Genomic DNA, 23021 nt, shown 5'->3' on the forward strand with positions numbered 1-23021 from the left:
AAAAGCTCTTTCAGAGTTAGAAATATGCCGAAGATTCTCGATCCCGATGGAACATTGGCGGCTCAGTTGCTGGAATCAGCCCGGTTGGCGGCCCTGCATACCAGTGGATTGCTGGATACCGATCCGGAAGAGTCATTTGATGACATTACCAGGCTGGTAACCCGGTTGTGCGAAGTGCCGATCGCCCTTGTTTCTCTGGTAGATACAGATCGGCAATGGTTTAAATCGGTGCAGGGGCTGGCATGCCGGCAGACGGCACGCGAGGGAGCCATGTGCACCTATACCATCCGGCAGACCGTCCCCCTGGTTGTGCCCGATCTTACGGCAGATGAACGGTTTGCCCTAAGTCCGTTTGTTGTGGGCAAACCGCATCTGCGGGCGTACGCCGGTGTACCGCTGCGCGATCTCAATGGCTTCTGCTTTGGCGCGCTCTGCGCCGTCGACCTGGTTCCACGCTCCTTCAGTGGGGAACAGATTGAGACACTCCGCATGCTGGCCAAACAGGTGGAGGCGCAGATTGCCCTGCGGCAGCGCATGCAGCAGGTGCAGCAGCTTGTCGAAAATACTGAGGCGCTGACGAAAGATCTTCTCTCCAGCAATGACCGGTTCTGCGCGTTCATGGACCATAGCCCCATCGTCGCTTTTATTAAAGATGCGGAAGGCCGGATGCGCTTCTACAACCGGCGGCTTGCGGCGTTGTATGGCGTGACCAGCAAGGAATGGCTCAACAGGACGGATCACGAGATCTGGCCGGCGCATCTGGCAGACGAGTATCGCGCGACCGATCTCGCTGTTCTGACCGGCAATCATGCTGTGGAACTGGAAGAGAGATCTCCCGGTGCACATGGCGACTATATCTACTGGAAGAGTTATAAGTTTCCGTTTACCGATGCGCACGGCGAGCGTTTTCTCGCCGGCATTGCCATCGATGTAACCCGTGAGCGGCTCTACGAAGAGGAGCTGGAACGTAAGAAGGAAGAGCTTACGGCTGCAACCATTGAGCTCGGCAAGCTGAGCATTACCGATACGCTGACCGGACTTCCGAACCGCAGATGTTTTGACCAGTGGCTGGAACAGTGCGCCTCCTATGCTGCGAGAAGCAGGCGCCCTCTCTCGCTGATCATGCTTGACGTCGACCACTTCAAGCAGATCAACGATACCAAGGGGCATCTCTATGGAGATGAAGTATTGCGCGAGTTCGGGATGGTGCTGCCCCGGCTGTTCCGCAGTGCCGATCACATCTGCCGCTATGGTGGAGAAGAGTTTGCCGTCCTGCTTCCGGATACCACTCCGGAAAATGCTCTGATGCTTGCCACACGCATCTGTAACGCCATTCCGCGGCAGGAGGGCGCGCTGCACGGCGTGACCATCAGCATCGGTGTGGCAACATGGCAGGTCGGAATGACGTCCTCCGCGCTGGTCGCGGTCGCCGACGCCGGCTTGTATGAGGCAAAGCGAAACGGTCGCAACCAGGCCGCATTCAGCTCGGTGCAGCGATCGTTCACTTCGGAAGAAGCGCTTCGCTTCGCGGTCCCTCCGACGCGGTGCATTCAGTAGAGCTACGGCACGATCTACGTATCCAATGCAGTAGATCGATCTACGGAAAGCTTCAGTGCGTATCGACAAATTCAGTTGATCTGACACAGCATGACCGAAACGGGTGGGAGCAGCGGGTCCCCAACCAGCTTTGCTGGATGGGGTGTTCAGCCGGCTTCAGCTAGGCTTAAAGTCCCATTCTTTGTTGAGCAAGAAACATGTGTTGAGCGCTGAAGGCGCGACCTATACCAGCCTGGGGCAACGCCCCAGGTTCCGGATAGTTGAACGGTATGAGGGCTGAAGGCCCGATCTATAGTCACCGAAAACCGTTGTGGAACCGTTGTATATCTATCGAAAAGATACGGTCCGCTTGAGGGCGCTTAATATGGGACGGGCCTTCAGCCCTTTAACAACTTGTGGGTATCACGCACCTGGGGCGTTGCCCCAGGCTGGTATAGAGCGCGCCTTCAGCGCTTGGTCCTCCATAGGGTCAGTCTGTGGCCGACACGAGGAAGATAGGGCGCACTGTAACAGCGGGCTTCAGCCAAGCTAAAAAGCCCACGCCTTTACCCCAGCCAGCAATGCTGGCCGGGGACCCCGATGCTCCCACCGATTCGAGCTTCGCTCGAACATCCCACCCATCGCGTATCGGGGTACGCGGTGCATTCAGTAGAGCTACGCATTGCATGCAGCAGATCTACGGAAAGATCCTGCTCAAACGTCGCAACCAGCAAATATCAAGCGTTGGAACGCTTGACTTCGTTCGAGGTCATTCGTAAAGTACATCTAATTCGTTTCACAATTCAGACAGTCTGGACGGCCCTCTTTGCGAACCACCAGTCAGCACACGTTCGCTCTGCATCTGTGTCGATGTCTCTAGAGCATTTCCCTGTAGGTGTAGAGTAGGGCTTCTGCATCTACGAGCGTTTTCCTCAATGAAAACGCGCTCTGCACGCCCTTTCCGGGATACCCGGCAACAGGGAAAACGCTCCAAGAGCACCTGAATGCGTCCTCCGGCGCAGACAGGATACGTGTCTCTACACGGGCCCCACTGTCTAAAACACATACTTTAGTTCCGGTAAACCCACATCTTTGCTGTTTTTCTTTGGAGGTTAGATGCGACGTCTTCTCTGGATACTTCTCTATCTCATACCCGTTTCGGCAATGGGGCAGACCTTCCGCGGTACGCTCTCAGGCAACGTGACAGATGCTCAGGGCGCTGTGCTTGCAAATGTCAAAGTGGTTCTTACCAATCCTGCGACGGGCACGGTATTGAACTCGACATCGACGGGAACCGGTGACTTCACCTTTACGGAGCTGCCTGTCGGCAAGTATTCACTCAGTGTCAGCAGTCCTGGCTTTGCTACCAAGAAGATTGACGACATCGACATTGCCGTCTCGAAGACCACCGCACTTCGCGTCGAGCTGGCCGTTGGTGCCCAGGACATGATCGTCGATGTGCAGGCCGATGCCATTCAGGCCGATACCACCTCCAGCGCTCTGGTCGCTGTGATTGATTCCAAGTCGGTACAGGAGATGCCGATGAACGGACGTAACTTCACCCAGATGGTGAAGTTCGTTCCCGGCGCCAGCGCTCTCACTAACTCCGTCAACGGTTCACGTACCGCCAGTATCAACTTCCAGGTGGACGGCGCGGACAATGTTGATCCGTGGCTTGGTATCGTCGCGTCTAACCAGGGCGGGATCGCCGGTATTGCCGGCGGCCTGATTCCGATTGAGGCGATCGACCAGTTCTCCATGCAGTCGGGTGGCGAGGCGGATCAAGGCCGCAACGCTGGCGCGAACTCCAACATGGTGATCAAGTCGGGCACCAACAGCCTGCATGGCGATCTCTTCTACTTCGACCGCAACGAATACTTTGCCGCCATCTCGCCGGTAGCTGCGGTTGGCAGTAAGAAGCCGCTGATCCGTAATCACCAGGGTGGCTTTACGGTCGGTGGACCCATCTGGAGAGACCGCACCTTCTTCTTCATCGCCGGAGAAGTACAGATCGCGAAAGCAAATACCGCCATCGTCGATACGGTCGTCTCCGATCCGTGGATTGCGGCTGCAACGGCCAATATCGCCAGGTACACCGATCCGGCAACGAACGCTCCATACGCCGCGAACCAGCTCAGCCTGAATCTCTACAAGCTGCTGTATCCCGCAAACACCAAGTCTGCCCCTGCCGCCGCGAACAACATCATCATGAACAACACGGCGAACTACAACAGCTTCAACGGCATCCTCAAGATCGACCATCACTTCAGCGATGCTCATACGCTGTCTGCCCGCTACCTGGGGACCACCGGTAAGCAGACGGCTCCACTGACGACGTCATACTACGCGGATTATTTCCAGACCGCGCCGATGCACATTCATAACTTCTCCGTCGTCGATACCTACACCATCACCCCACGCGTGCTGAATCAGGTCACGCTGGCGACTAACTACTTCCTGCAAACCTTCAACGACGCTAACCAGAACTTCTATCCGCAGCAGAACGCCGGTCTGAATCTTGGGCTCTCCGGCATCGTCGCCGCGGGTGCGCCCACCATTACGATGTCGCAGTTTGATGGCGTCGGCGTCACCCAGCCCTCGGGCCGTACCGACGTCACCGGCCACGTGACGGACAATCTGCACTGGACTCTCGGCCGCCACGATATGAAATTCGGTGGCGAGTACCGCCACTCCAACGTCAATCAGCTCTACTTCTCCAGCGCCCGCGGCACCTTTGCCTTCGACGGCTCGCGTGGTCCGTGGGGAGGTTCCGGTACAGCGCTTGGCGCTCTCTCTGACTTCCTTGCCGGTATGCCCTCCAACTCCTCCGGTGCGCGCCTGCTTCAGGGCAACGCGCAGCGCGTGTGGACTCTGAATACCGAAGACCTGTGGGCACAGGACAACATCAAGCTCAACAAGCGTCTGAACCTCAACCTCGGTGTGCGTTACACCATTCCAGGCGTCATCAATGCTGAAGCCGACGATATCTATATGTTCGTTCCGGGCTCAACTCCCGGCTTCAACAAGGGCTACTACCCGAACTACTTCTCCGGCGCTGCTCCGCGCGTCGGCTTCTCTTATTCGCCGTTCGATAACGACCGCACCGTCATTCGTGGTTCCTATGGCCTGTTCTACGATTTCCCGGCGATGAGCAGCTGGATCTCCGGCACCACCACCAACGGTGGCGGTGCATATGCGCAGAACAATCCCGCCGGGCCTGATGCCGCGGCAATCTACAACCAGACCAACGTCCGTTGGGCAGTGAACGTCAATCCGTTTGCCGCCTCCACGGCTCCGCAGGTGGGAGCATACGGCGTCAATCAGAACTTCAAGATGCCTCGGTCTTCCACTGTTAGCTTCAACATTGAACAACAGCTTTCGCGCACCACGCTCTTTACCTTCGGCTACGTCGGCACCTTCGGACGTCATTTGGAAGTGCTGTACAACATCAACCAGCCGAAGATCAGCGATCTGGCAGCCGGCATCTCACTGGCAAATGCGCGGCCCTACCAACAGACGACCTTTCCGAACATGAATGCCAAGTTTGCCGGGCAAAGGCTGCTGGCCATCAACCAGTTGAACTTTGCCGCGAACTCGAACTTCCATTCGCTGCAGACGACTATCAAGCAGGCGGCGTGGAAGGGCCTGATCACCACCTTCAACTACACCTGGTCGAAGTCGCTGGACTACGCATCAAGCAACACGACGCCGATGAACAGCTATGACCTGAAGGCCGACTACGGTCCCAGCACCTTCGACAATCGCCATGTACTGACCGGGTACGTCTATTACAACCTGCCCAAGTTCACCGATAAGGCCAAGCGGATCACGCAGGGCTACCAGGTGAATGCACTGCTGCAGTTCACATCGGGGACGCCCATCAGCCCGCAGTACTCCACCAACGTGGATGGCACCGGCGAGCTGAAGAACCGCCCGAACTGGAACGGTGTAAGTCCGTATGTCGGCGGCACGCAGCTTGCCACCAGCTCTTCCTCCGGCCGCACGTATCGCTATCTTCAGCCTGCAAGCGTCGCGTTCAGCACACCTGCATCCTTTACCTACGGCAACCTGCGGCGCGACGCCTTCACGGGACCGATCTTCCACACAGTTGATTTCTCCCTGATCAAGCGCACCCCGGTAACCGAACGGGTGATGAGCGAGTTCCGTGCGGAGATCTTCAACGTCTTCAACCTGAACAATTTTGCCAATCCAACGGTGACGCCAACCTCAAGCTCCTTCGGCCTGATCACCAATACGCGTAATGCTTCTTCGGCTCCGGGTCTCGGTGTCGGCGAACCGTTCAACATCCAATTCGCTGCGAAACTCAGTTTCTAAAAGCGGTAACCAAAGAAAGGCCCGGCATGTCTGCCGGGCTTTTTCGTTTAAGGCACTTTCGCAATCGCGAAAATACAGGCAAGATGGGTAACGCTCGTGATTTCCGCTCTGAGGGCTTACCGATGTTCACGCGCTCCAATCAGATCTCATCACCCATGCTGCTGCCGCTCATCGGCAGCATTCTCGCCACCAGCGTCGCCGTCACGCTGGTTCTGGTGCCTCCATCCCGGCCAAGCCTCAGCCTGGCGCAGCTCTTTCTGCGAGCGGCTATCGATCTCGCCATCGCCGCCTGCATTCACCTGGCAACGGTCTGGGCGATCTGGCGACTGATCCGCGAGTATCTGCACGCGCCGGTCAGCCTGCTCATGCTCCATATCTGGGCGGCGATTGTTTGGCTGCCGCTGGTCTCGCTGCTGAATGCGGAACACTCCCTCTGGCTCTGCTGTATCGTGCCCTGGGCATGTGCGAATGCCATGATCTATCTCGCGCTTTGGAATGATCGTGCCGAGACGCCGGAACCGGAGAGCCCAATCACTCCCTCTCCACGGCCGCTCTTCCAGACAGAGACAGTCGTGCCGCTGTGGCGTACGCTCCTGCCGTATGTGGTCGTCGTTGTCGCTGCACAGGCAGGCGTTGCATCCCTGATGAACGGCAGCCCGTGGATGGCCGCGGGCCTGTTCTCCATCTGCCTGCTGATCCTGCTGCTGCGTCATCCTATCGTTCGTCCCAATCGCCTGCGCCGTCAGCGCCGCCGTTTCTCCAAAGCCGCCTTCGTGCAGACGGCGACGGCCTTCTTGCTGCTGGCGACTGCGCTCACACCCTTTCTCCAACGTGCCTATGGCGTGCAGTCGTTGAGCGGATTGCTCGCGATCCGGCCGCCAGTCATCAAATCCACTCAGGCGAGCGTCCCGAGTAGTGGCTACTCCGGCGTTATCTTGATGCTTCCGCCAAAGCCGCATCCGCCTATTGTGCCGCCGACCCGGGGCGAACAGACATCGTTCGCGACAGCGATCGCCAAGCCGGTCGTGATTCCATTCGACGGCGTCTACTGGTACTTCAAACACCCTGACCTGCAACCGAGACGGGATGCCAGAGTGCAGCGCGGCGATCCCATCAAGGCCAACGTCCGCTCCACGGATGAATATCCCCTGCAGATGGAGGCACACCAGCTGCTGCCCACGCCTGTGAGCCTGGAATGCTGCCATGCACTGCGCGTGGACCTGCTGAACGGCGACGCGCGTCCGGGAATCATTCGTCTCGAAGTGCGGTTGAGAGATACTTCGCTCAAGAGCCGGCAATCGATCTCGCTCGGGAGCATCGTGATTCCATCCAGCCAGGCCAAACACATCTCGCTGACACGCCCGCCGGTGCATGAATCGATGCGCTTTGAGCTTCCCGCAGCGGCAAGACATCGCCAGTTCGACGAGATCACGCTGGTGATTGCTCCCGATAAAGAGCGTGCTCGCGGAGGTTCGAAGATCGCGATCCAGAACTTTGTCTTGATGCCGTAGAGGGAAGGAGATCTTCCCCTAGTGGGTGCCCCACCCTCGCAACGCTAGGGTGGGCGGGGAAGTCACGAATCGGGTGGGAGCAGCGGGCTTCAGCCCGCTGATTGACACACAAAAATGAATGGGCTTTCGCTTATGGAATCAGAAAGCCCAGGGCTAAAGCCCAATTCTTTTAGACCGCTAACCCGTGGGCTGAAGCCCACGGCTCCCACCGGATCGAGCTTGCGCTCGATACTTAGCTGTTCTCACGCCACCAAATCAATTTCGGTTCGCACCAATCAATAGGAACGGAGATCTCACGCAGCTTGCGTATCCCGCAAAGAACTCCGGATCGTCATAGATATTCTGAGGTGCGTTCAAGGGCAGCTTCTTCCTGGTGACTCAGTTAATTTTATGGCAGGTGGAAACGTTCGAGCATTGGGATGAAACGAAGCTTGAGCCAGATAGATGTGTTTAGCGCTGAAGGCGCGTCCTATACCAGCCTGGGGCAACGCCCCAGGTACGAAGGCAGAAAAGCCTAAGAGGGCTGAAGGCCCGATTTATAATTCCCAATCGTCACAAACGAAACAGTTCGTGAAAGCGTTGTATGCCTATCGGACGATACGGTCGGATTGAAGACTCTTACTATGGGGCGGGCCTTCAGCCCTTTAACTTCTTGTGGGTATCAAACCTGGGGCGTTGCCCCAGGCTGGTATAGAGCGCGCCTTCAGCGCTTGACTCTCGGCACACCCGAACTCAGATTGTGGAGTACTGCCTATCAGCGTTCCTCTACAGCGACTGCCCCAACCGTTTCTCCAACTCCGCCCGATACGTCCTGCTCACGCGCGACCGATGACCATCCTTCAATACCAGCTCAAACTCGCCATGCGAAAGTGAGTGCAGCTCAAGAATGCTGTCGATGTTCACAATCGCCGATCGATGAACGCGGATAAACCGCATCGCATCCAAACTCTCGGCAAGTTCGTTCAAGCTCGCACGATAGAGAATCTCTTTCCCACCCACATGCAGATTGGCATACACCCCCGCCGCTTCAATCCAGTCGATCTCGACGACGCGAAGAAAACGGGTCACGCCGGCCGACTTCACCACCAGACGATCGATACTGCGTCCTGACGAGCCCGCCGCGGCGACCATGCGCAGCATGCCCAATCCCAGCGCCTGCATGTTGCGCTCCAGATGGCGAGTCTTTGCACGGGCAACTGCTGCTTCCAGGCGTTCATCACTGAAGGGCTTCAACAGATAATCGAGCGCGTTGGCTTCAAAGGCGCGGATCGCGTGTTGATCGTACGCCGTGACGAAGATGGTCAGCGGCATCCGTTCCGCGCCAATCGCTTCAATCACGCCAAGACCATCGAGCTCCGGCATCTGGACATCGAGGAAGACGAGATCGAGCGCCTCGCGTTCGATTGCTTGCACCGCAGCCAGACCGTCGCCCGCCTCCAGCACCGTCTCGATCTGCGTATCCTTCTTCAGCAGATCGATGATGCGCTGACGCGCGGGCGCTTCGTCGTCGACAACAAGTACGCGCAGCCGTTCCGAAGATTGTGACGTCATGCTTCCCGGTTCTCGTTCGCAGAGCGGAGTGGAAGTACGATCTCAACTTCTGTTCCGCCGGTAGGGCGGCGTGTCACGGAAAAACTACTGGAGCCGTTGTGGAGCGTGGTAATCCGCTCGCGAGTGACCGAAAGCCCCAGGCCCGCAGATGTCTCCAGTGACCACTCCGGCGGCAGCCCGACGCCATCGTCAGCGATGCGGATCTCGACCTGCTCCGCGCGGCGTTGCGCCGTCACCGTCACGGAGCCTCCTGCAGAACGCCGTGAGATGCCGTGGCGAATCGCGTTTTCCACCAGCGGCTGCACGATGAAGCAGGGAACCAGTGCGTACTTCACCTCGGGATCGATACAGGTTTCGATATGCAATGCATTGCCGAAGCGGATCTTCTGGATCGCGACGTAGTGATCCAGAAAAGCCATCTCCTCCACCAGAGGAACTTCCTGACGGTCACGGGATTCAAGCGAGAGGCGTAGAAGATCGCCCAGGTGTTCAATCATGCGCCGCGCCAGGCGAGGATCACGCTCCACCTGGGAGGAGACGGCGTTGAGCGCATTGAAGAGGAAGTGCGGATCCAGTTGCATACGCAGAGCATTCAGCCGCGCCTGCGAGAAGCTGCGCTCCATCCTCTCCAGCCGCAGCTCGCTGTCGATGTAGTGCTTGTAATAGAGAAAGGTCTGGCGTGCGCCGAAGATCAGCCAGTAGATCAGCCAGTTCCATAGAATGCCGCCGGTAAACGCGCTGACGATCAGGCGCGTTCCGGCGAGCGCGCTCCAATGGGATAAGCCCATCAGGGCGCGCATTGCCATCAGAACGTAGAGATAGAACGTGGTGAGCAGCAGACTGGGAACGATCTGGACCAGGATGCGAAGCCCCAGTTGCCGCTCCCGCAATGGAAGGCGGTCGTCGACCCAGAAAAGAAGCGGAGTGACCAACCCCCATGACCACCACTGCGTCAGCGACATCAGCAGCATGCTGTGCCGCTGCGGAGTGGATAGCTGGGGCAAAGCAAACAACAGACCAATAAGGCTCCAGAGCGGAACCGCCGGCAGCCAGCGGCCCCAGCGTGTGGTCATCAGGCGGCTGTCTACGAACGACCGGGGTTGCTTTTCGATCACCACACCTCCTCGTCTGAATCTCTGTCCCGCCAATGTTACCGTGTAGCCTTCTACCGTGTTGCCAGGGTGACGTTATCCATATCGTCCAGGTGCATCACGATGCCCCATCCATAGAAGTCATTGACGACGGCAATCGCCACTTCGTTATCACCTTCTTTCAACGGCAGGGTTAGACCTCCGTTCTGGAGCGAGAGACGTCCGTCGGGCGTCTTGCGTCCAGATGCGGCCTGCATGTATAGATTTTTGTCGGCAAAGACCAGGTCTCCGTTGACGTAGACGAAGGCCTCGCGGAGCCATCCGAAGGAGAGATGTTTTACCTGCGCCTTACTGGAGTGGATGGTGGTCTTCAGCCACACGACAGACCGCTTCGGCCGGTCGACCGGAACGCCATAGATGCGGCTGACATTGATGAAGCCATCGCGTTCGGCGTCAACCGGCCTCCATTCCGCGGAGGCGGCGGGCATGCCGCCGTAAGCAGGAGCCTTATTCGCTTCCAGTTTCGAGACGGATGAGATCTGCCAGTGCCGCACATAACAGTTGTCGGCGTCAGTGTCATCTTTTTCCGGCTCGGCGGTGAGGCCTTCGGTCGCATCCGGAGTGACGGTGATGTTGGAGAAGACGCCGGGACCCTCAATCATGATGGAGCCTTCTTCCGCGTCTCCTTCCAGCCGGCCGACCTTCAGTGTGGGCGTCGCGGCTCCATTGACGAAGATATTCATGCGCTTGCCGTTTACTACAAGCTTCACATGGTTCCACCCGTCCTGTTGGAGCGGCGCCGGTCCCTGGTACTGCGGAAAGACATCCCACAGCAGAGCGCCATGCGTCTCCGGAGCGTACTGGATGCAGTCTGGAGCATCCTCGCATTTCGGACGCGGACGCAGGTAGAACATCTCGTAGTTGTCTTTATCGGCGCGGCGGAAGATGAAGCCCGCGCCCATGCTGCTGGTGGCGACGACGTCGTATTCAATGGTGCCGTTGTGGAAGTTGATCGACTTCAGCACGGCCGCCCCGGTTGGGATGTGTTTGGCATAGTCGCCTGCCTTCAGGGAGATCGCCGGACGGCCCATGTATTCAGCGAAGTCCACCGTGCCCGCCGTAACCGTCCAGCCGTCACGGGTCATGGGAACCTTGATGGTGTCGGCCGCATAAGCAAGTTGCCCGGCGGCCAGGACAAAGAGCGTTAAAACTATCCAGAGAGAGAACAGGCGGCGATACGACGAGCCGCATTCCGAAAGGAGCGCTGGCGAATGAATTTGCATGCGCCGAGCCTATGCGGGAGTTATCGCTGCGTCTTCTGAAATGTTGCAAACCGGACAGGCAAGTTGCGAAACGGCTTATGGGATGAAGGTAGCCTGTCATCCTGAGCGTAAGCGAAGGACCCGCTTTGTTGTTCACCACGAAACTGGGTGCCCCATGTACCTCAGCGGCTAAAGCCGCCATCTCACTCAAGCTTTTTACGGGACGGCTGAAGCCGTCCCCTTAAGCAAGACATTCGCACTTGCAGTGTGAAATGGTTGCGCTACGCGCATCAGCGCAATCCGGCAAGACGCTATCCGCACACCCGTTCGCGCGCAGCGCGATGTTTTGCTTAAGGGCATGGCTTCAGCCGTGCCTGAAGAAAACGCGGCTTTAGCCGCTGAGGTCCGTATTCAAGCTCAAACGTACTCCATTCATCACCGATAAACCAAACAGCCACGCGTTTCCAGATCACCCAACCACGCCGGCTCCGCAAGCGTCGTTACCCATCGCAGATCCAGCTTCTCCAATTTAGGAAGCCGCGCCATTGCATCCGGAAGAGTCTCAATCGGATTCCCGCGAAGATCGATCTGCCGTAGCTCTGATAAACCAGCAATCTCCTCCGGAAGCGTGCGCAACCGATTATTCCGAAGATGAAGCTCCCTCAATTGCGCCATTGTTCCAATCGATGCCGGGAGCTGCGAGATCTGATTGTCTGTCATTCGAAGTTCTAACAGACCGGACATCTGACAGATGCTCTCGGGGAATACCGAGAGCTGGTTCTCACTGATATTCAGATAGCGCACCCGTGTAAGTCTTGCGATCGAAGCTGGCAATGACGTCAGCCGGTTGTCATGAAGATAGAGAAAGTCGGAGAGCGCGGTGAGCTCTCCGATCTCTTCCGGCAATGACGCAATCTGGTTGTGCCCAAGATCCAGCGTTCGCAGACGCTGCATGTTGCCGATGCGCGGCGAGATCTCCGTCAGGCCGTTGTCGGCCAGAATCAAGACCGTGGCCTCTGTCCGTTCCCATATTTCAGCGGGTACCGTACCGAGCCGCTGTTTCCAGAGATTGATCGTGATGTCTGCAGACATAGACGAAATCTTAAACTCACCGCAACGAGACGCGCTCCACATGCCAAACAAATTCGGTGATCCGTGCAGCCAGCTGCAGCCGCAGTCCCGGCGGAAGATTGTGTCCCATTCCTTCGATCAGTACGAGCTTCGCCCCGGAGATCGCATCCGCGGTCGCGCGTCCTCCGCTGACGTCGCACATACGATCGGCCAGTCCGTGAATCACCAGCGTTGGAAGCTGTAGTTGCCGCAGCCGTTCTGTCCTGTCTCCCGAGGCAACAGCCGCAATTGCCTGGCGAGCTGTCGCGACACGATCATGTGACCGGTCAAAGGCAATGCCAGCGCGAGCTGCCACTTCGTCTTCATCAATCGGATACCCCGGCGAGCCAACGATACGCATCGCCCGTAGAGATTGCTCGATGGCCTGCTCGCGCGTCTCCACCGGACCTCCGGAGAACAACTCCCGCAGCACCTCCGGAGCGGGCTGGCCTACGGTCATGTTCCCGGTCGTGGACATGATCGAACACAAGGAGCGCACGCGTGTGGGATGCTCAATGGCCATGGTCTGCGCGATCTGTCCGCCCATCGAAGCTCCCACAACATGAGCCTCCTCAATCTCCAGTGCATCAAGCAGTCCCACTGCATCGGCCGCCATATCAGAGAGCGTGTAGGACACCGACGACAGATCTCCGGCGAGCACAGCGTGAAGATTCGGAACCGGAGCATCGCTGAGATGTGTGGACAGTCCAGAATCGCGGTTATCGAAGCGAATCACCTGCAGCCCGCAGTCGAGCAGGGCATTGCACAAAGGATCCGGCCAGTGGATCGACTGTGCCGCTACTCCCATGATCAGCAGCACCGCGGGCGCCAGCGGATCGCCGAGACGCTGATAGGCGATATCGACGCCTGCCGGTCCAACCTGGGGTGCGATGGCATCAACCGTGGAACCTTCGAACCTGTTCGCCGCAACCAACATGTTTTCCCTCCTGGGGTGGTAAGACGTGCGTAGATGCACGTTCCTCCTCCAGCCCGAGGGTTGAACGTATCCGGAAACGGGACCGAAAAACAGTCTGTTTCTGAAAGGTGTGGCTTGCTATCCTAAGAATGGGAAGAGCTCCTGCACATCGCGCGAAGAGCGTGAGAGATAAATGGAGCCAGCTTTGCTGGCTCCGGTGGGAGCCGAGGGCTTTTAGCCCTCGGTTTATCCGTTCCCAACAAAAAATGGGCTTTAGCCCTGGGCTTTTTGCTTCCCATAGGAGAATGCCCAGGGCTAAAGCCCGTCTCATTTAGCTCCTGAATCAGCGGGCTGAAGCCCGCTGCTCCCACCGGGATTGACTCCATTGTGTTGCCGCATGTAAATGATTCTGGCGAAATGATGGCAATACGCGGGTCACCCCAATGCCCACCGAGCGTGATGCTTCACCTCGTCACATAATGAAGCGAGCGCAGAAACTCATCCTCGCGCTTGTGTGCGTCGGCGGCGTCTTCAGGATCACTGTCGAAATCCTTGTATTGCACCTTCAGGTTGCGCGTCAGCAGGTGACCCACATTCGGATAGACGTGCAGCTCGCACCGCGCGTGTAATTGTGTCGCTTTCGCGCAGAAGGTCTTGGCATCGTCGGCATAGACGATGGAGTCCTTCTCTCCCTGGATGATAAGTGTCGGCGGCAGAGTAGAGGAGATAAAGTCCGATGGAGAGTACTGGTGCGGATCTCCGTGACCGTTCATCAGCCGCATGAAGTAAGCATCAGTTCCCGTATTCAAGGCAGGGGAGTAGAGCAGCATCGCATTCGGCCGCGCTTCCGCGGGAATGGGAACGCCGCTGATCGCGGGAAGCGTCGCGGCGGCGGCAACCAGATGTCCGCCGGCCGAGACACCATACCCCGCCACTCTGTCCGGATCGATATGGAGCTCGGCGGCATGCGCGCGTACCCATAGAAACGCTGCACAGGCGTCGTCCACGCCTTCTACTGGAGATTGGCCATGCAGGCTGAGCCGGTACTCGACGGCAATCGCAACCATGCCGTCTTGGGCAAACTCTCTGGCTCGTTGGAACATCCAGGAGGCATCGCCAAGCTGCCAGGCTCCGCCGTGAAACATCAGGATCGCTGGATGCCGCGTCCCGCTCCTCTCTTGAGGAGAGAAGACATACGCCTTCAGAGCCTCTCCCTGCACTTCGCGATAGGTATACGGTGTGCCGCCGGTATCCGGAGTCTGCGCTTGCAGGCGAACGGTCCAGCACAGAGCAGCAACTACGCCCCAAAAGACGCACTGTAGAAAAAGACGGTTTGGCTTCCTCACGACACCACCTTGCTATGAAAGATCTTTCAGGTCTTAAGGGAATACGAAAGATTGCGTAGATCGGTTCCCGGAAAATGCTCAGGTCTTCATCCTGTGCGCTGTGCCCGTTTCCCGATTATCAAATTTGCATCATGAGGCCACGGGCTGAAGGACCCCGGCGTCTAACCTACAACGGGAGAGGGTTCGCATAGACACACGCCATTTCGGCGATATCTCCGGGCGGTGCGGATTCCATTGAATCTATCGTCAACCTTGCGTCGCCTGAGTCTGTGAGCCGCAACCCCGTCAGGGGGAAATCACATGGCAAACGTTGATACCGCTCAAACCAAAGATGGCCGTTCCACCCATCCGGGCCCGAAGATTCTCGTCGATGGTGGCGATCCGGCAGAGACGATGCGGGTCAAGGAAGCGCTCGGATATGTCGACGGCCAGACCACCAATCCGTCCCTGATCGCCAAGAACCCCGAGGTAAAAAAGCGGGTCGAGTCCGGCCGTTCGCTGAGCGAAGCTGAGGAACGCGCCGCCTACCGCAAAATTGTGCAGGAGATCTCACCCATGGTGGGAAGCGCCGGTGTCTCGATCGAGGTCTTTGCCGACTTCGACACCACCGCCGACCAGATGCTGAAGCAAGGCCAGGAGATGTTTACCTGGATTCCGAACGCCTACATCAAATATCCCTGCACGACCGAAGGTCTGAAGGCAGCGCAGCGCTCCGTCGCGCAGGGAATGCGCGTGAACATGACCCTGTGCTTCTCGCAGGAACAGGCCGCCGCAGTTTATGCGGCGACCAAAGGTTCGAAGTTCCCGGTTTATGTTTCACCCTTCGTCGGGCGTCTCGACGACATCGGATGGAACGGCATGGACCTGCTGGCGAACATCAAACGCATGTTCGCCTCAGGTGACGGCCACGTCCATATCCTGGGCGCAAGCATTCGCAGTCTGCCGCATCTGATGCGTTGTTTCCAGATCGGCGTTGACCTGGTCACGGTTCCGGCAAAGGTGATTCTGGAATGGGTCGAAGCCGGCAAGCAGATGCCGGATGAGAACTTCCATTACCAGTTCAACGGAAAACCGATGGAGTATCGCGAGATCGATCTGAATCAGCCCTGGCAGAACTTCAACATCAAGCACGAGCTCACGGACAAGGGCATCCGCAAGTTCGTCGAAGACTACCGCTCGACATTGCGCAAAGCGTCGTAAAAGCATCCATCGCGCTCCGCGCGATCGTCTTGCTTAAGGGCACGGCTTCAGCCGTGCCGTAAAAGCCACAAAACACGCGGCTTTAGCCGCTGAGGTACTCGTCCAGCCGAATCGTTGGATTGACAGAAGAATACGGATACTCCTCAGCTGTAGTACACAGCCTTGCTCGCACAGGATTCTGCGCGATGTATGCAAGGCGTGTTACGTATTCTTCTGCATTCCGAATTCGATGGTCTGTAAATCCTCGCTGCCATACAGATTGCGATGCATGGAAGCGATAAGAGAACCCACCCTTGATCAGTTGCATTGTTCGTTCGAGTGTTATCTGTGTCGGAGTCAGCAGCAGATGGATATGATCCGGCATCACGACGTACGCGTGTAGAAGATAGTTCTCCCGGTAATGATCCAGCGTCTCGAGAAGCAACTCAGCATTCCGCGTAACTTGAAAGACTCTACGTCGATTGGCGACCAGAGATGTGACGAAATACGTCCCGGGTCTCGCTGTACGTGTCGGGATCGCCATAAGATGAATTGTATTTGACGTGGACGAGTACCTCAGCGGCTAAAGCCGCCTTTCTCCCCGGCTCTGTACGGGACGGCTAAAAGCCGCCCCCTTAAGCAAGACATTCGCGCGTCGCGCGAACGGACATCGAACGAACAAGTTCGTTCGATGACAGAGCATTTTCCCGTTGCTGGGTATCTCGGAATAGGAGTGCCGTGGCGTTTTCATTGCGGGAAACGCCTATTGATGCAGAAGCCCTGCAATACACCTGCAGGGAAATATTCTAGCGAAGGCTATCAGAATGTCAGCCTCACAAACCCTAACGAGACGCTTTTCCGTTCGCGCTCCGCGCGAATGCCTTGCTTAAGGGCACGGCTTCAGCCGTGCCGAAACAGAAGCCGCAAAACACGCGGCTTTAGCCGCTGAGGTACCGCTTAAAAAACCATCACCCGTACAAGCACTCACATTCCCCGGCCTGCTCCACACCTCAGTCCTTCCAAACAGCTTGATCCCAACATACCCACGCAACTCCAATCGATCTCCACTCCGCGTCATCGAGCCGTGATACGTCTTCCCCGATTTCGGATCGTAAAGATAACCACCGTCCGCATGGTTCTGATCCGAGAGATGAAAGCCATGCCCGATCATCAGGCCACACAATGGCTGGTTACGTTTCGCCGCATCCGGATTATTGCTATCGAACGGCGTAGGGGCCTGGCGGCTGATCGCAATCAGCCGCGCACACAACTCCTGACCGCACGGCGCAATACGGATGACGGATCCCGTGGGCTCCACCCAATCACCCAACACACCGGGCTGCTCGGCCTGCAATGTGGCCGCAATTATGAGAAAGATACCGGCAATCAGCCTCAGCATAGATCCCTCAAACGGAGCGAAAGGCCAGCACCGCATTCAGTCCGCCAAAGGCGAAGGAGTTAGACAGTGCGAGCACCGGCTCACTGGTTCGCTCTAGCGCTCGCGGTTCACCGGTAATCACATCGAGTGCGAGCTCTGGGTCGATCTCGCTGGCATGCGCTGTATGCGGCAGTTCGCCATGCTGTAAGGCAAGCACAGTCGCTACGGCCTCCAGCGCTCCAGAGGCGCCCATCGCATGGCCGTGCGTCGACTTGGTGGAGGTCACCGGAATCCTGCCTGTCTCCTCTTCAAAGACCATGTGGATCGCCTCCGCCTCTGTCCCGTCATTGACGACGGTTCCTGTGCCGTGTGCATTGATGTGGCGAACGGGTGCGCGTAGATCGCCGCAGTCCAGCAGAGCAGTGCGCATGGCGGCGGCCGCTCCACTGGGTGCAGGCTGGGTGATGTGCCGCGCATCCGAAGACATACCGAAGCCGGCGATCTCTCCCAGTACAAGCGCTCCTCGCCGTAGCGCGCTCTCCATCTCTTCCAGAACCAGCACAGCCGAGCCTTCCCCCAGCGTCATGCCGTCGCGGTCTTTGGCGAAAGGACGGCTGAAGGTGGGTGAGACCACACGCAGGCTGTTCCATGCCCGCAGAAAGCCGAAGGTCAAGGGAGCGTCATGACCCCCGGTGATCGCAGCGTCTACCATGCCGGAGCGCACCATGTGAAAGGCCTGGCCAATAGCGTGCGTCGCGGACGCACATGCGGTGGAGACAGTATAGGCAGGCCCGGTGATGCCATACTCCATCGAGACCAGGCTGGTGCCCGCATTGGCCATCGCACGCGGCACCGTAAGCGGATGAACGCGCGCGCCCTGCGTGTAAAGCTTCTCCAGCGCCGGCTCTTCCGCCGTTCTGCCGCCCGCGGAGCAGCCGAAGACAACAGCAATACGGCTGCCGTCGAGCGTAGCCGGCATGCCAGACTCTTCAATCGCCTCATGCGCCGCCACGAGAGCAAACTGCGATGAGCGCTCGGAGAGCAGCATCTGGTCAGGAGAGAGCAGCTCCTCGGGCCGGAAATCCTCCACCCGTGCCGTAGAGCTGAAGTTCAACCCAACGCGCTCCTCCTCCGGGAGAGGAAGAAAGCCGTCTCTGCCTTCGCGCAGCGCATGGAAGAATCTCTCCGTGCCGATGCCGATGGCGGTCACACAGCCCATGCCCGTAATCGCAACACGTCTCATACCGGGCTCGTTTGCGAATCGGCCGTGACAGGTTTCGCCGCAACCGCCTGTTGAATCGCCGCCGCCATGGCGCCAATGGTATGAACCGTGGCCAGCGCGCTCTCTGGAATGGCGATGTCGTACGCTTCTTCCACATCGAAGGCCAGCGTTACCTTATCCAGCGAGTCGAGCCCGATCTCCTTAAAGGTCGAAGCAGGTGAGAGCGTCTCCGGCGGAACCTTCTTGGCCGCAGCGATCAGTTCAATGCAGCGTTGCTGGATTGTTTCCAGTTGCTGGATTTTTTCCATCTCCATCAGATATCTCCTGCACAGCGGTGAAATGAGGGGTAAGGCGAACTGCGGTGACTGTCACCAATCTTCAAAAAGTGTGATGGAACGCGGGTCCATGAGGCAATCCACGCCATCGCGCCCGGATACAGACGGAGCGCATGCGCAAGCACAGGCATCGAAACCATGCATCGCGAGAGCGCCGTCGCAAACCGCACGGGCCGCTTTAGTTGCCGCGCCAGGATAGCCTGATACGTGTGCGCCGTCACGCCGCGACGATACGCATCCGCGGCGAGAAACGCGGAGTGCAGCGCGATCGACATACCGTCGCCCGTAAAAGACGGCATCACTGCACTCTGGTCACCGAGATACCACGGCTCAGTCTCGGAGGAGATGCGACGATATCCGTAGGGAATGGATGACAGCGTGATCGGCCTGGAACGTAACTGCACTGCACCCGCAAGCCTGCGTTCCAAATGAGCGGACGATACCACCGCATGTGCAAGCACGCGGCTCCACTCGGCGCCGCAATCTCGTAAGGATTTTTTGGTGAGCAATAGGCTGAGGTTGGCGCAGCCCGAGCCGGCGAGTTGCAACCCTGCGTAGCCGCCGGGGAAGAGAATCAGCTCTACCCAGTCACGTAAGCGCTCCTCTTGTTCCGCAGCCAACCGGAAGTACATCTTGAAGGCGACAAGGTCGTTCTGTGAACCCCCGGTACGCTTCCGTCCGCGAAGATCGTGCTTGCCCGTAGCGAGAAAGGCGTCCTTCGCTGTCTCCTCCGTTCCATCGCTAAGACGTATGCTCCATTCACCTGGGGCACCTGTAAGCTGCTCCACGCTCGTTCCTCGTACCACGGCAACACCACTTTCAGCGGCACGCTGCAGCAGATGTTCGTCGACGATCCTGCGCGGAAGAGAAAGCCCGGCGAAGGGAAGAGGACACTCGGCAAGAACCTCCCGCGCCGCCAGCCGTACCGCACCGATGGGGACAGCTCCAAGCGCACGTAGGTCCACGCCCAGAGCGGCAAGATAGCGAACTCCTTCTTCGCTGAAGAACTCGCCGCACATCTTGTCCTGCGCTGCAGTTGTCTTCTCAAACAGCATGACGCTGCGGCCCTGGCCGGCAAGCATTGTGCCAAGCGCCGCGCCGGCAGGGCCGCCGCCGGCGATGATGACATCGAGCATCGCCCTCATAGCTTCCGCCTCGAAACACACAGGCGGGCAAATGGCTTTTCCTCAATGCGGATCTCGCTCATGGGAAGTCCTGCCGCACGACACATCCGCTCCCAGTCCTCCGCCAGAAACGCTCTGCGAACCGATACCGGCCCATCATGACGCACGAAGCGATGCCATCGCAACGCCCAGGCCATCACCTTGAAGCTGTAATACGCCCGGGCGCTGCGGCGAAGATCGTTGATGAACCATCCGCCGGTGGCCTTCGCCTCCATCCATGCCAGGAAACGCACAATCTGCTCTTCGGTCAGATGATGCGTCAGCAGCGAGCTGACAATCAACGTCGCGGGTCCCCGGTACGTGAAGACATCTCCGGTCATCCACGCAATGGCAGAGTCCTTCGGAGTGAACTCTTTCGCCGCCTGAGCCGCATGCGGATTCAGATCGATGCCTGTGAGCTTTACGCTGCGTCCACGAGCGAACTCCGAAGCTTCCACGGCACGCAGCAGACCTCCACCGCCGCTGCCTACATCCAGCAGGTGAACGGGACCGCTGCAGCACTGCAGCGACTCTTCAATCCATGCGAGCGAGGGCGCATATCCACTCAGCACGCGATTCACCTCTTCCAGATCACGCAGGCAGTCACGAAACACCGGATAGGCACACGGCTCATCCATCCACTCCGAAAGGTGGGCCCGCTGGCTGAAGTCCTTCCGTTCAGACAGCATGGAACTCCATCGTCTCCGCCGTAAGCCCCGGGCCGAACGACATCGCCAGACCTTTCTCTCCCGCCTGTGCCGAGCGCATCAGCTCCTCCAGGACAAACATCACTGTCGCGGAAGACATATTGCCATAACTGCGCAGCACCTGACGTGACGCGGTCAACGCTTCCGCCGGAAGTCCCAGCCCACGTTCCACCGCATCCAGCACCGAGTTGCCACCGGGATGAATCGCCCACAGCGAAGTGTCATTGTTTGCAAGCTCTCCTCCTGCCTGCCGCAGCCACTTCTCAATCTCGCCGGGTACCTGTCCTGAGAGATGCATCAGGAAGCCTCCATCGCCGATACGCCAGGTGATCAGATTGCGTGTGCCCTCGACCATGACAGTGCGGAACGCATCCATGGCCAGACCACCCGGCTCGGCCGAGATCAGGCTGACCGCGCAGCCATCGCCGAAGATCAGAAAAGACAACACCTCCGCCAGATCCTGTGACTCCTGCAGATGCAGGGTGCACAGCTCCAGGTTTACCAGCAGAACGCTCTCATCCGGCGCGGACCGGACAATGTGTTGCGCCTGACGCAGACCGTTGATAGCGGCATAGCAACCCATGAATCCGACCATCGTCCGCGAGACATCGCGTGACAGACCGAGATAGTCGATGATCGCGAAATCCAACCCCGGCGCATAGTGGCCGGTGCACGAGGTCACGATCACATGACGAATGCGGCTCCGTTCCTCAGGGGTCAGGTGAAGGCGATCGAGAGTTTTGTGAAGCAGCCGCGGAGCCCATCGTTCATAGACGCGCATGCGCTCCTCGGTGCCGGGAAAGCGATTCAGTTGATAGAACTCATTCGCATTGACAGCATCGCCGGCAAAGGGCGGCACGACCTGCAGCACGGAGTAGCGCCGCTCGATCTCAGCCTTTGCCGCCATGCGATGAAAGAGTGACCTTGCACGATCATCCTGCAGTAGTTTTCCGGCAAAGGCGACGAAGGCTCCATGAACCTCATGTTCCGGAGCCGCGGTTGCAATGCGATGAATAAAGGCCTGGGTCACGATGTCTCAGTATCTTAGACGCTCGCTTCTGAGCGCTTGAAGAATATGGATGTAACTCTCTTGTCATTGCGGTCGGGTGAGGAGGACGACGGAATTTTGGGTGTGGGTTGGGTGGGTTGGGTGGGAGCAGCGGGCTTCAGCCCGCTGAATAAGGCGTAAAAAGTAGATAGGCTTTAGCCTTGGGCCTTTATTCTCCGAGACGAAAAGCCCAGGGCTAAAGCCCATTGCTTTCAGAGCGAATAACGGTGGGCTGAAGCCCACCTCTCCCATCCAAAAAACGAAAACGATCTGTCGACACACCCCAAAATCTTTCGTACCGTGCCCATGGTTCGATTTACACCAAGCTCTCTCATCCCTTGCCCCCACACGCCGATGAGGCGAAGAAGCACCTGAGGGAAGTAACTGTGAAGGGCATCATATTTAACTGGCTCGAAGAGATCGTCACCGCGGAGTTCGACTCTGATGTGTGGGACGACCTGTTGGATCAGGCCGAGAGCGATGGTATCTATGCCTCGTTTGGCAGTTATCCGGACGACGAGCTCATACTTCTGGTGCAGGTCACGGCCAACCGGCTCGGCAAGACTGAGGTGGAGACCTGGCTCTGGCTTGGACGGCGAGCTGTGCCTCTGATGGCCATCCACTATCCTATGTTGTTCGCAGCGGCAACTACACTGAGGGATCTGTTGCTCGACCCGGAACTGGGAATGATGAATATGGCGGAGATCTTCCCGGAGCTCACCGTTTGCGAAGGTGACAACCAAACGCTGCTGGTGGGCTACCGCTCGCACCTCAATCTATGCGGATTGGTTGAAGGCCTGACCATGGGTGCAGCGGAATACTTTGGCGATGACATCGAGCTCGATCGGCTGAAGTGTGCCAACCAGGAAGACGACACCTGCCTTTATCGCGTTCGGTTCCTGAGCTCAGACAACGAACCTCTCGATATGGAAGACTCAAAGTTCGTTTTATTTCTGTAGGTCTCAGTCACTCGTTGCCCATTCTGCCCTCAGCGGCTAAAGCCGCCATCCGTGTAACTCCTGTACGGGACGGCTAAAGCCGTCCCCTTAAGCAAGACATTCGCACCTTTGGTGCGAAATGGTTGCGCTACGCGCAACAGAGTGATGCAGTATAAGTGTGATCCGTCGGCAACAAACACATATCTCTGGTTCGCGCGTAGCGCGATGTTTTGCTTAAGGGCACGGCTTTAGCCGTGCCGTATAGGGGGTACAGACCGGGCAGATGGGTAACAGATTAGACCGGGGAGATAGGTAACACTTTCGCGAGGTCGAGCGGAGGCGTGTAGAAGTCAGGCATGCCTTGGAGAGCGAGCGGAGTGTTGGAAGAGCGTA

18 protein-coding genes are annotated in these 23021 nt (G+C 58.0%); 5 read left to right on the forward strand and 13 right to left on the reverse strand.

Annotated features, from left to right (window positions below; all coding sequences use genetic code 11):
* Window positions 1–24: 24 nt before the first annotated feature.
* From OHL21_RS06975 to OHL21_RS06985, 3 genes are all read left to right on the forward strand, one after another.
* Window positions 25–1557 carry a sensor domain-containing diguanylate cyclase gene (locus OHL21_RS06975; RefSeq protein ID WP_263416534.1) on the forward strand — a complete coding sequence of 511 codons (1533 nt, stop codon included), beginning with the start codon at window positions 25–27 and terminating at the stop codon, window positions 1555–1557.
* Between the two features lie 1095 nt (window positions 1558–2652).
* Complete coding sequence (locus OHL21_RS06980) at window positions 2653–5871, forward strand: TonB-dependent receptor (protein WP_263416535.1); 3219 nt, start codon at window positions 2653–2655, stop codon at window positions 5869–5871.
* 122 nt (window positions 5872–5993) lie between these two features.
* Window positions 5994–7382 carry a hypothetical protein gene (locus OHL21_RS06985; protein ID WP_263416536.1) on the forward strand — a complete coding sequence of 463 codons (1389 nt, stop codon included), beginning with the start codon at window positions 5994–5996 and terminating at the stop codon, window positions 7380–7382.
* Between the two features lie 765 nt (window positions 7383–8147).
* On the opposite strand, the gene OHL21_RS06990 is transcribed toward OHL21_RS06985, so the two are convergent.
* From OHL21_RS06990 to OHL21_RS07015, 6 genes are all read right to left on the reverse strand, one after another.
* Window positions 8148–8933, reverse strand: a complete 786-nt coding sequence (locus OHL21_RS06990; protein WP_263416537.1) for a LytR/AlgR family response regulator transcription factor — start codon at window positions 8931–8933, stop codon at window positions 8148–8150.
* Window positions 8930–10048: a sensor histidine kinase gene (locus OHL21_RS06995; RefSeq protein WP_263416538.1), complete on the reverse strand. Its 1119-nt coding sequence runs from the start codon at window positions 10046–10048 to the stop codon at window positions 8930–8932. The genes OHL21_RS06990 and OHL21_RS06995 overlap by 4 nt, the downstream gene beginning before the upstream one ends.
* Before the next feature lie 50 nt (window positions 10049–10098).
* Entirely contained in the window at window positions 10099–11307 is a 1209-nt protein-coding gene (locus OHL21_RS07000; protein WP_263416539.1) for a DUF1080 domain-containing protein, read from the reverse strand.
* A 414-nt stretch (window positions 11308–11721) separates the two neighbouring features.
* Window positions 11722–12378 carry a leucine-rich repeat domain-containing protein gene (locus OHL21_RS07005; protein ID WP_263416540.1) on the reverse strand — a complete coding sequence of 219 codons (657 nt, stop codon included), beginning with the start codon at window positions 12376–12378 and terminating at the stop codon, window positions 11722–11724.
* 16 nt (window positions 12379–12394) lie between these two features.
* Window positions 12395–13333 (reverse strand): alpha/beta fold hydrolase, encoded by a 939-nt coding sequence (locus OHL21_RS07010; protein WP_263416541.1) that lies wholly within the window; start codon window positions 13331–13333, stop codon window positions 12395–12397.
* Window positions 13334–13776: 443 nt separating this feature from the next.
* Entirely contained in the window at window positions 13777–14658 is an 882-nt protein-coding gene (locus OHL21_RS07015; protein ID WP_263416542.1) for an alpha/beta hydrolase, read from the reverse strand.
* Between the two features lie 300 nt (window positions 14659–14958).
* Between OHL21_RS07015 and OHL21_RS07020 the strand changes: the two genes are divergently transcribed.
* Window positions 14959–15858, forward strand: a complete 900-nt coding sequence (locus OHL21_RS07020) for a transaldolase family protein (protein ID WP_263416543.1) — start codon at window positions 14959–14961, stop codon at window positions 15856–15858.
* Between the two features lie 82 nt (window positions 15859–15940).
* Here OHL21_RS07020 and OHL21_RS07025 read toward each other — a convergent pair whose 3' ends face one another.
* From OHL21_RS07025 to OHL21_RS07055, 7 genes are all read right to left on the reverse strand, one after another.
* Window positions 15941–16381, reverse strand: coding sequence for an REP-associated tyrosine transposase (locus OHL21_RS07025; RefSeq protein ID WP_263416544.1), 441 nt, complete (start codon window positions 16379–16381; stop codon window positions 15941–15943).
* A 342-nt stretch (window positions 16382–16723) separates the two neighbouring features.
* The gene (locus OHL21_RS07030) at window positions 16724–17236 is read right to left on the reverse strand and encodes a DUF2147 domain-containing protein (protein WP_263416545.1); all 513 of its coding nucleotides are present in this window, start codon (window positions 17234–17236) and stop codon (window positions 16724–16726) included.
* Window positions 17237–17243: 7 nt separating this feature from the next.
* A complete protein-coding gene (locus OHL21_RS07035) occupies window positions 17244–18458 on the reverse strand; it encodes a beta-ketoacyl-[acyl-carrier-protein] synthase family protein (RefSeq protein WP_263416546.1) in 1215 nt (404 codons plus the stop codon).
* On the reverse strand, window positions 18455–18751 hold the full coding sequence (locus tag OHL21_RS07040; protein WP_263416547.1) for an acyl carrier protein: 297 nt from the start codon (window positions 18749–18751) through the stop codon (window positions 18455–18457). The genes OHL21_RS07035 and OHL21_RS07040 overlap by 4 nt, the downstream gene beginning before the upstream one ends.
* Window positions 18751–19917 carry an NAD(P)/FAD-dependent oxidoreductase gene (locus OHL21_RS07045; protein WP_263416548.1) on the reverse strand — a complete coding sequence of 389 codons (1167 nt, stop codon included), beginning with the start codon at window positions 19915–19917 and terminating at the stop codon, window positions 18751–18753. Before OHL21_RS07045 ends, OHL21_RS07040 begins: the two co-directional genes overlap by 1 nt.
* On the reverse strand, window positions 19914–20624 hold the full coding sequence (locus tag OHL21_RS07050) for a methyltransferase domain-containing protein (protein WP_263416549.1): 711 nt from the start codon (window positions 20622–20624) through the stop codon (window positions 19914–19916). Before OHL21_RS07050 ends, OHL21_RS07045 begins: the two co-directional genes overlap by 4 nt.
* Window positions 20614–21672, reverse strand: coding sequence for a type III polyketide synthase (locus OHL21_RS07055; RefSeq protein WP_263416550.1), 1059 nt, complete (start codon window positions 21670–21672; stop codon window positions 20614–20616). Before OHL21_RS07055 ends, OHL21_RS07050 begins: the two co-directional genes overlap by 11 nt.
* Window positions 21673–22076: 404 nt before the next feature.
* Here OHL21_RS07055 and OHL21_RS07060 point away from each other — a divergent pair, with 404 nt between their 5' ends.
* The gene (locus OHL21_RS07060; protein WP_263416551.1) at window positions 22077–22649 is read left to right on the forward strand and encodes a heme NO-binding domain-containing protein; all 573 of its coding nucleotides are present in this window, start codon (window positions 22077–22079) and stop codon (window positions 22647–22649) included.
* The last annotated feature ends 372 nt before the right edge of the window (window positions 22650–23021 follow it).

Source organism: Terriglobus albidus (assembly GCF_025685425.1).
Classification (GTDB): Bacteria; Acidobacteriota; Terriglobia; order Terriglobales; family Acidobacteriaceae; genus Terriglobus; species Terriglobus albidus.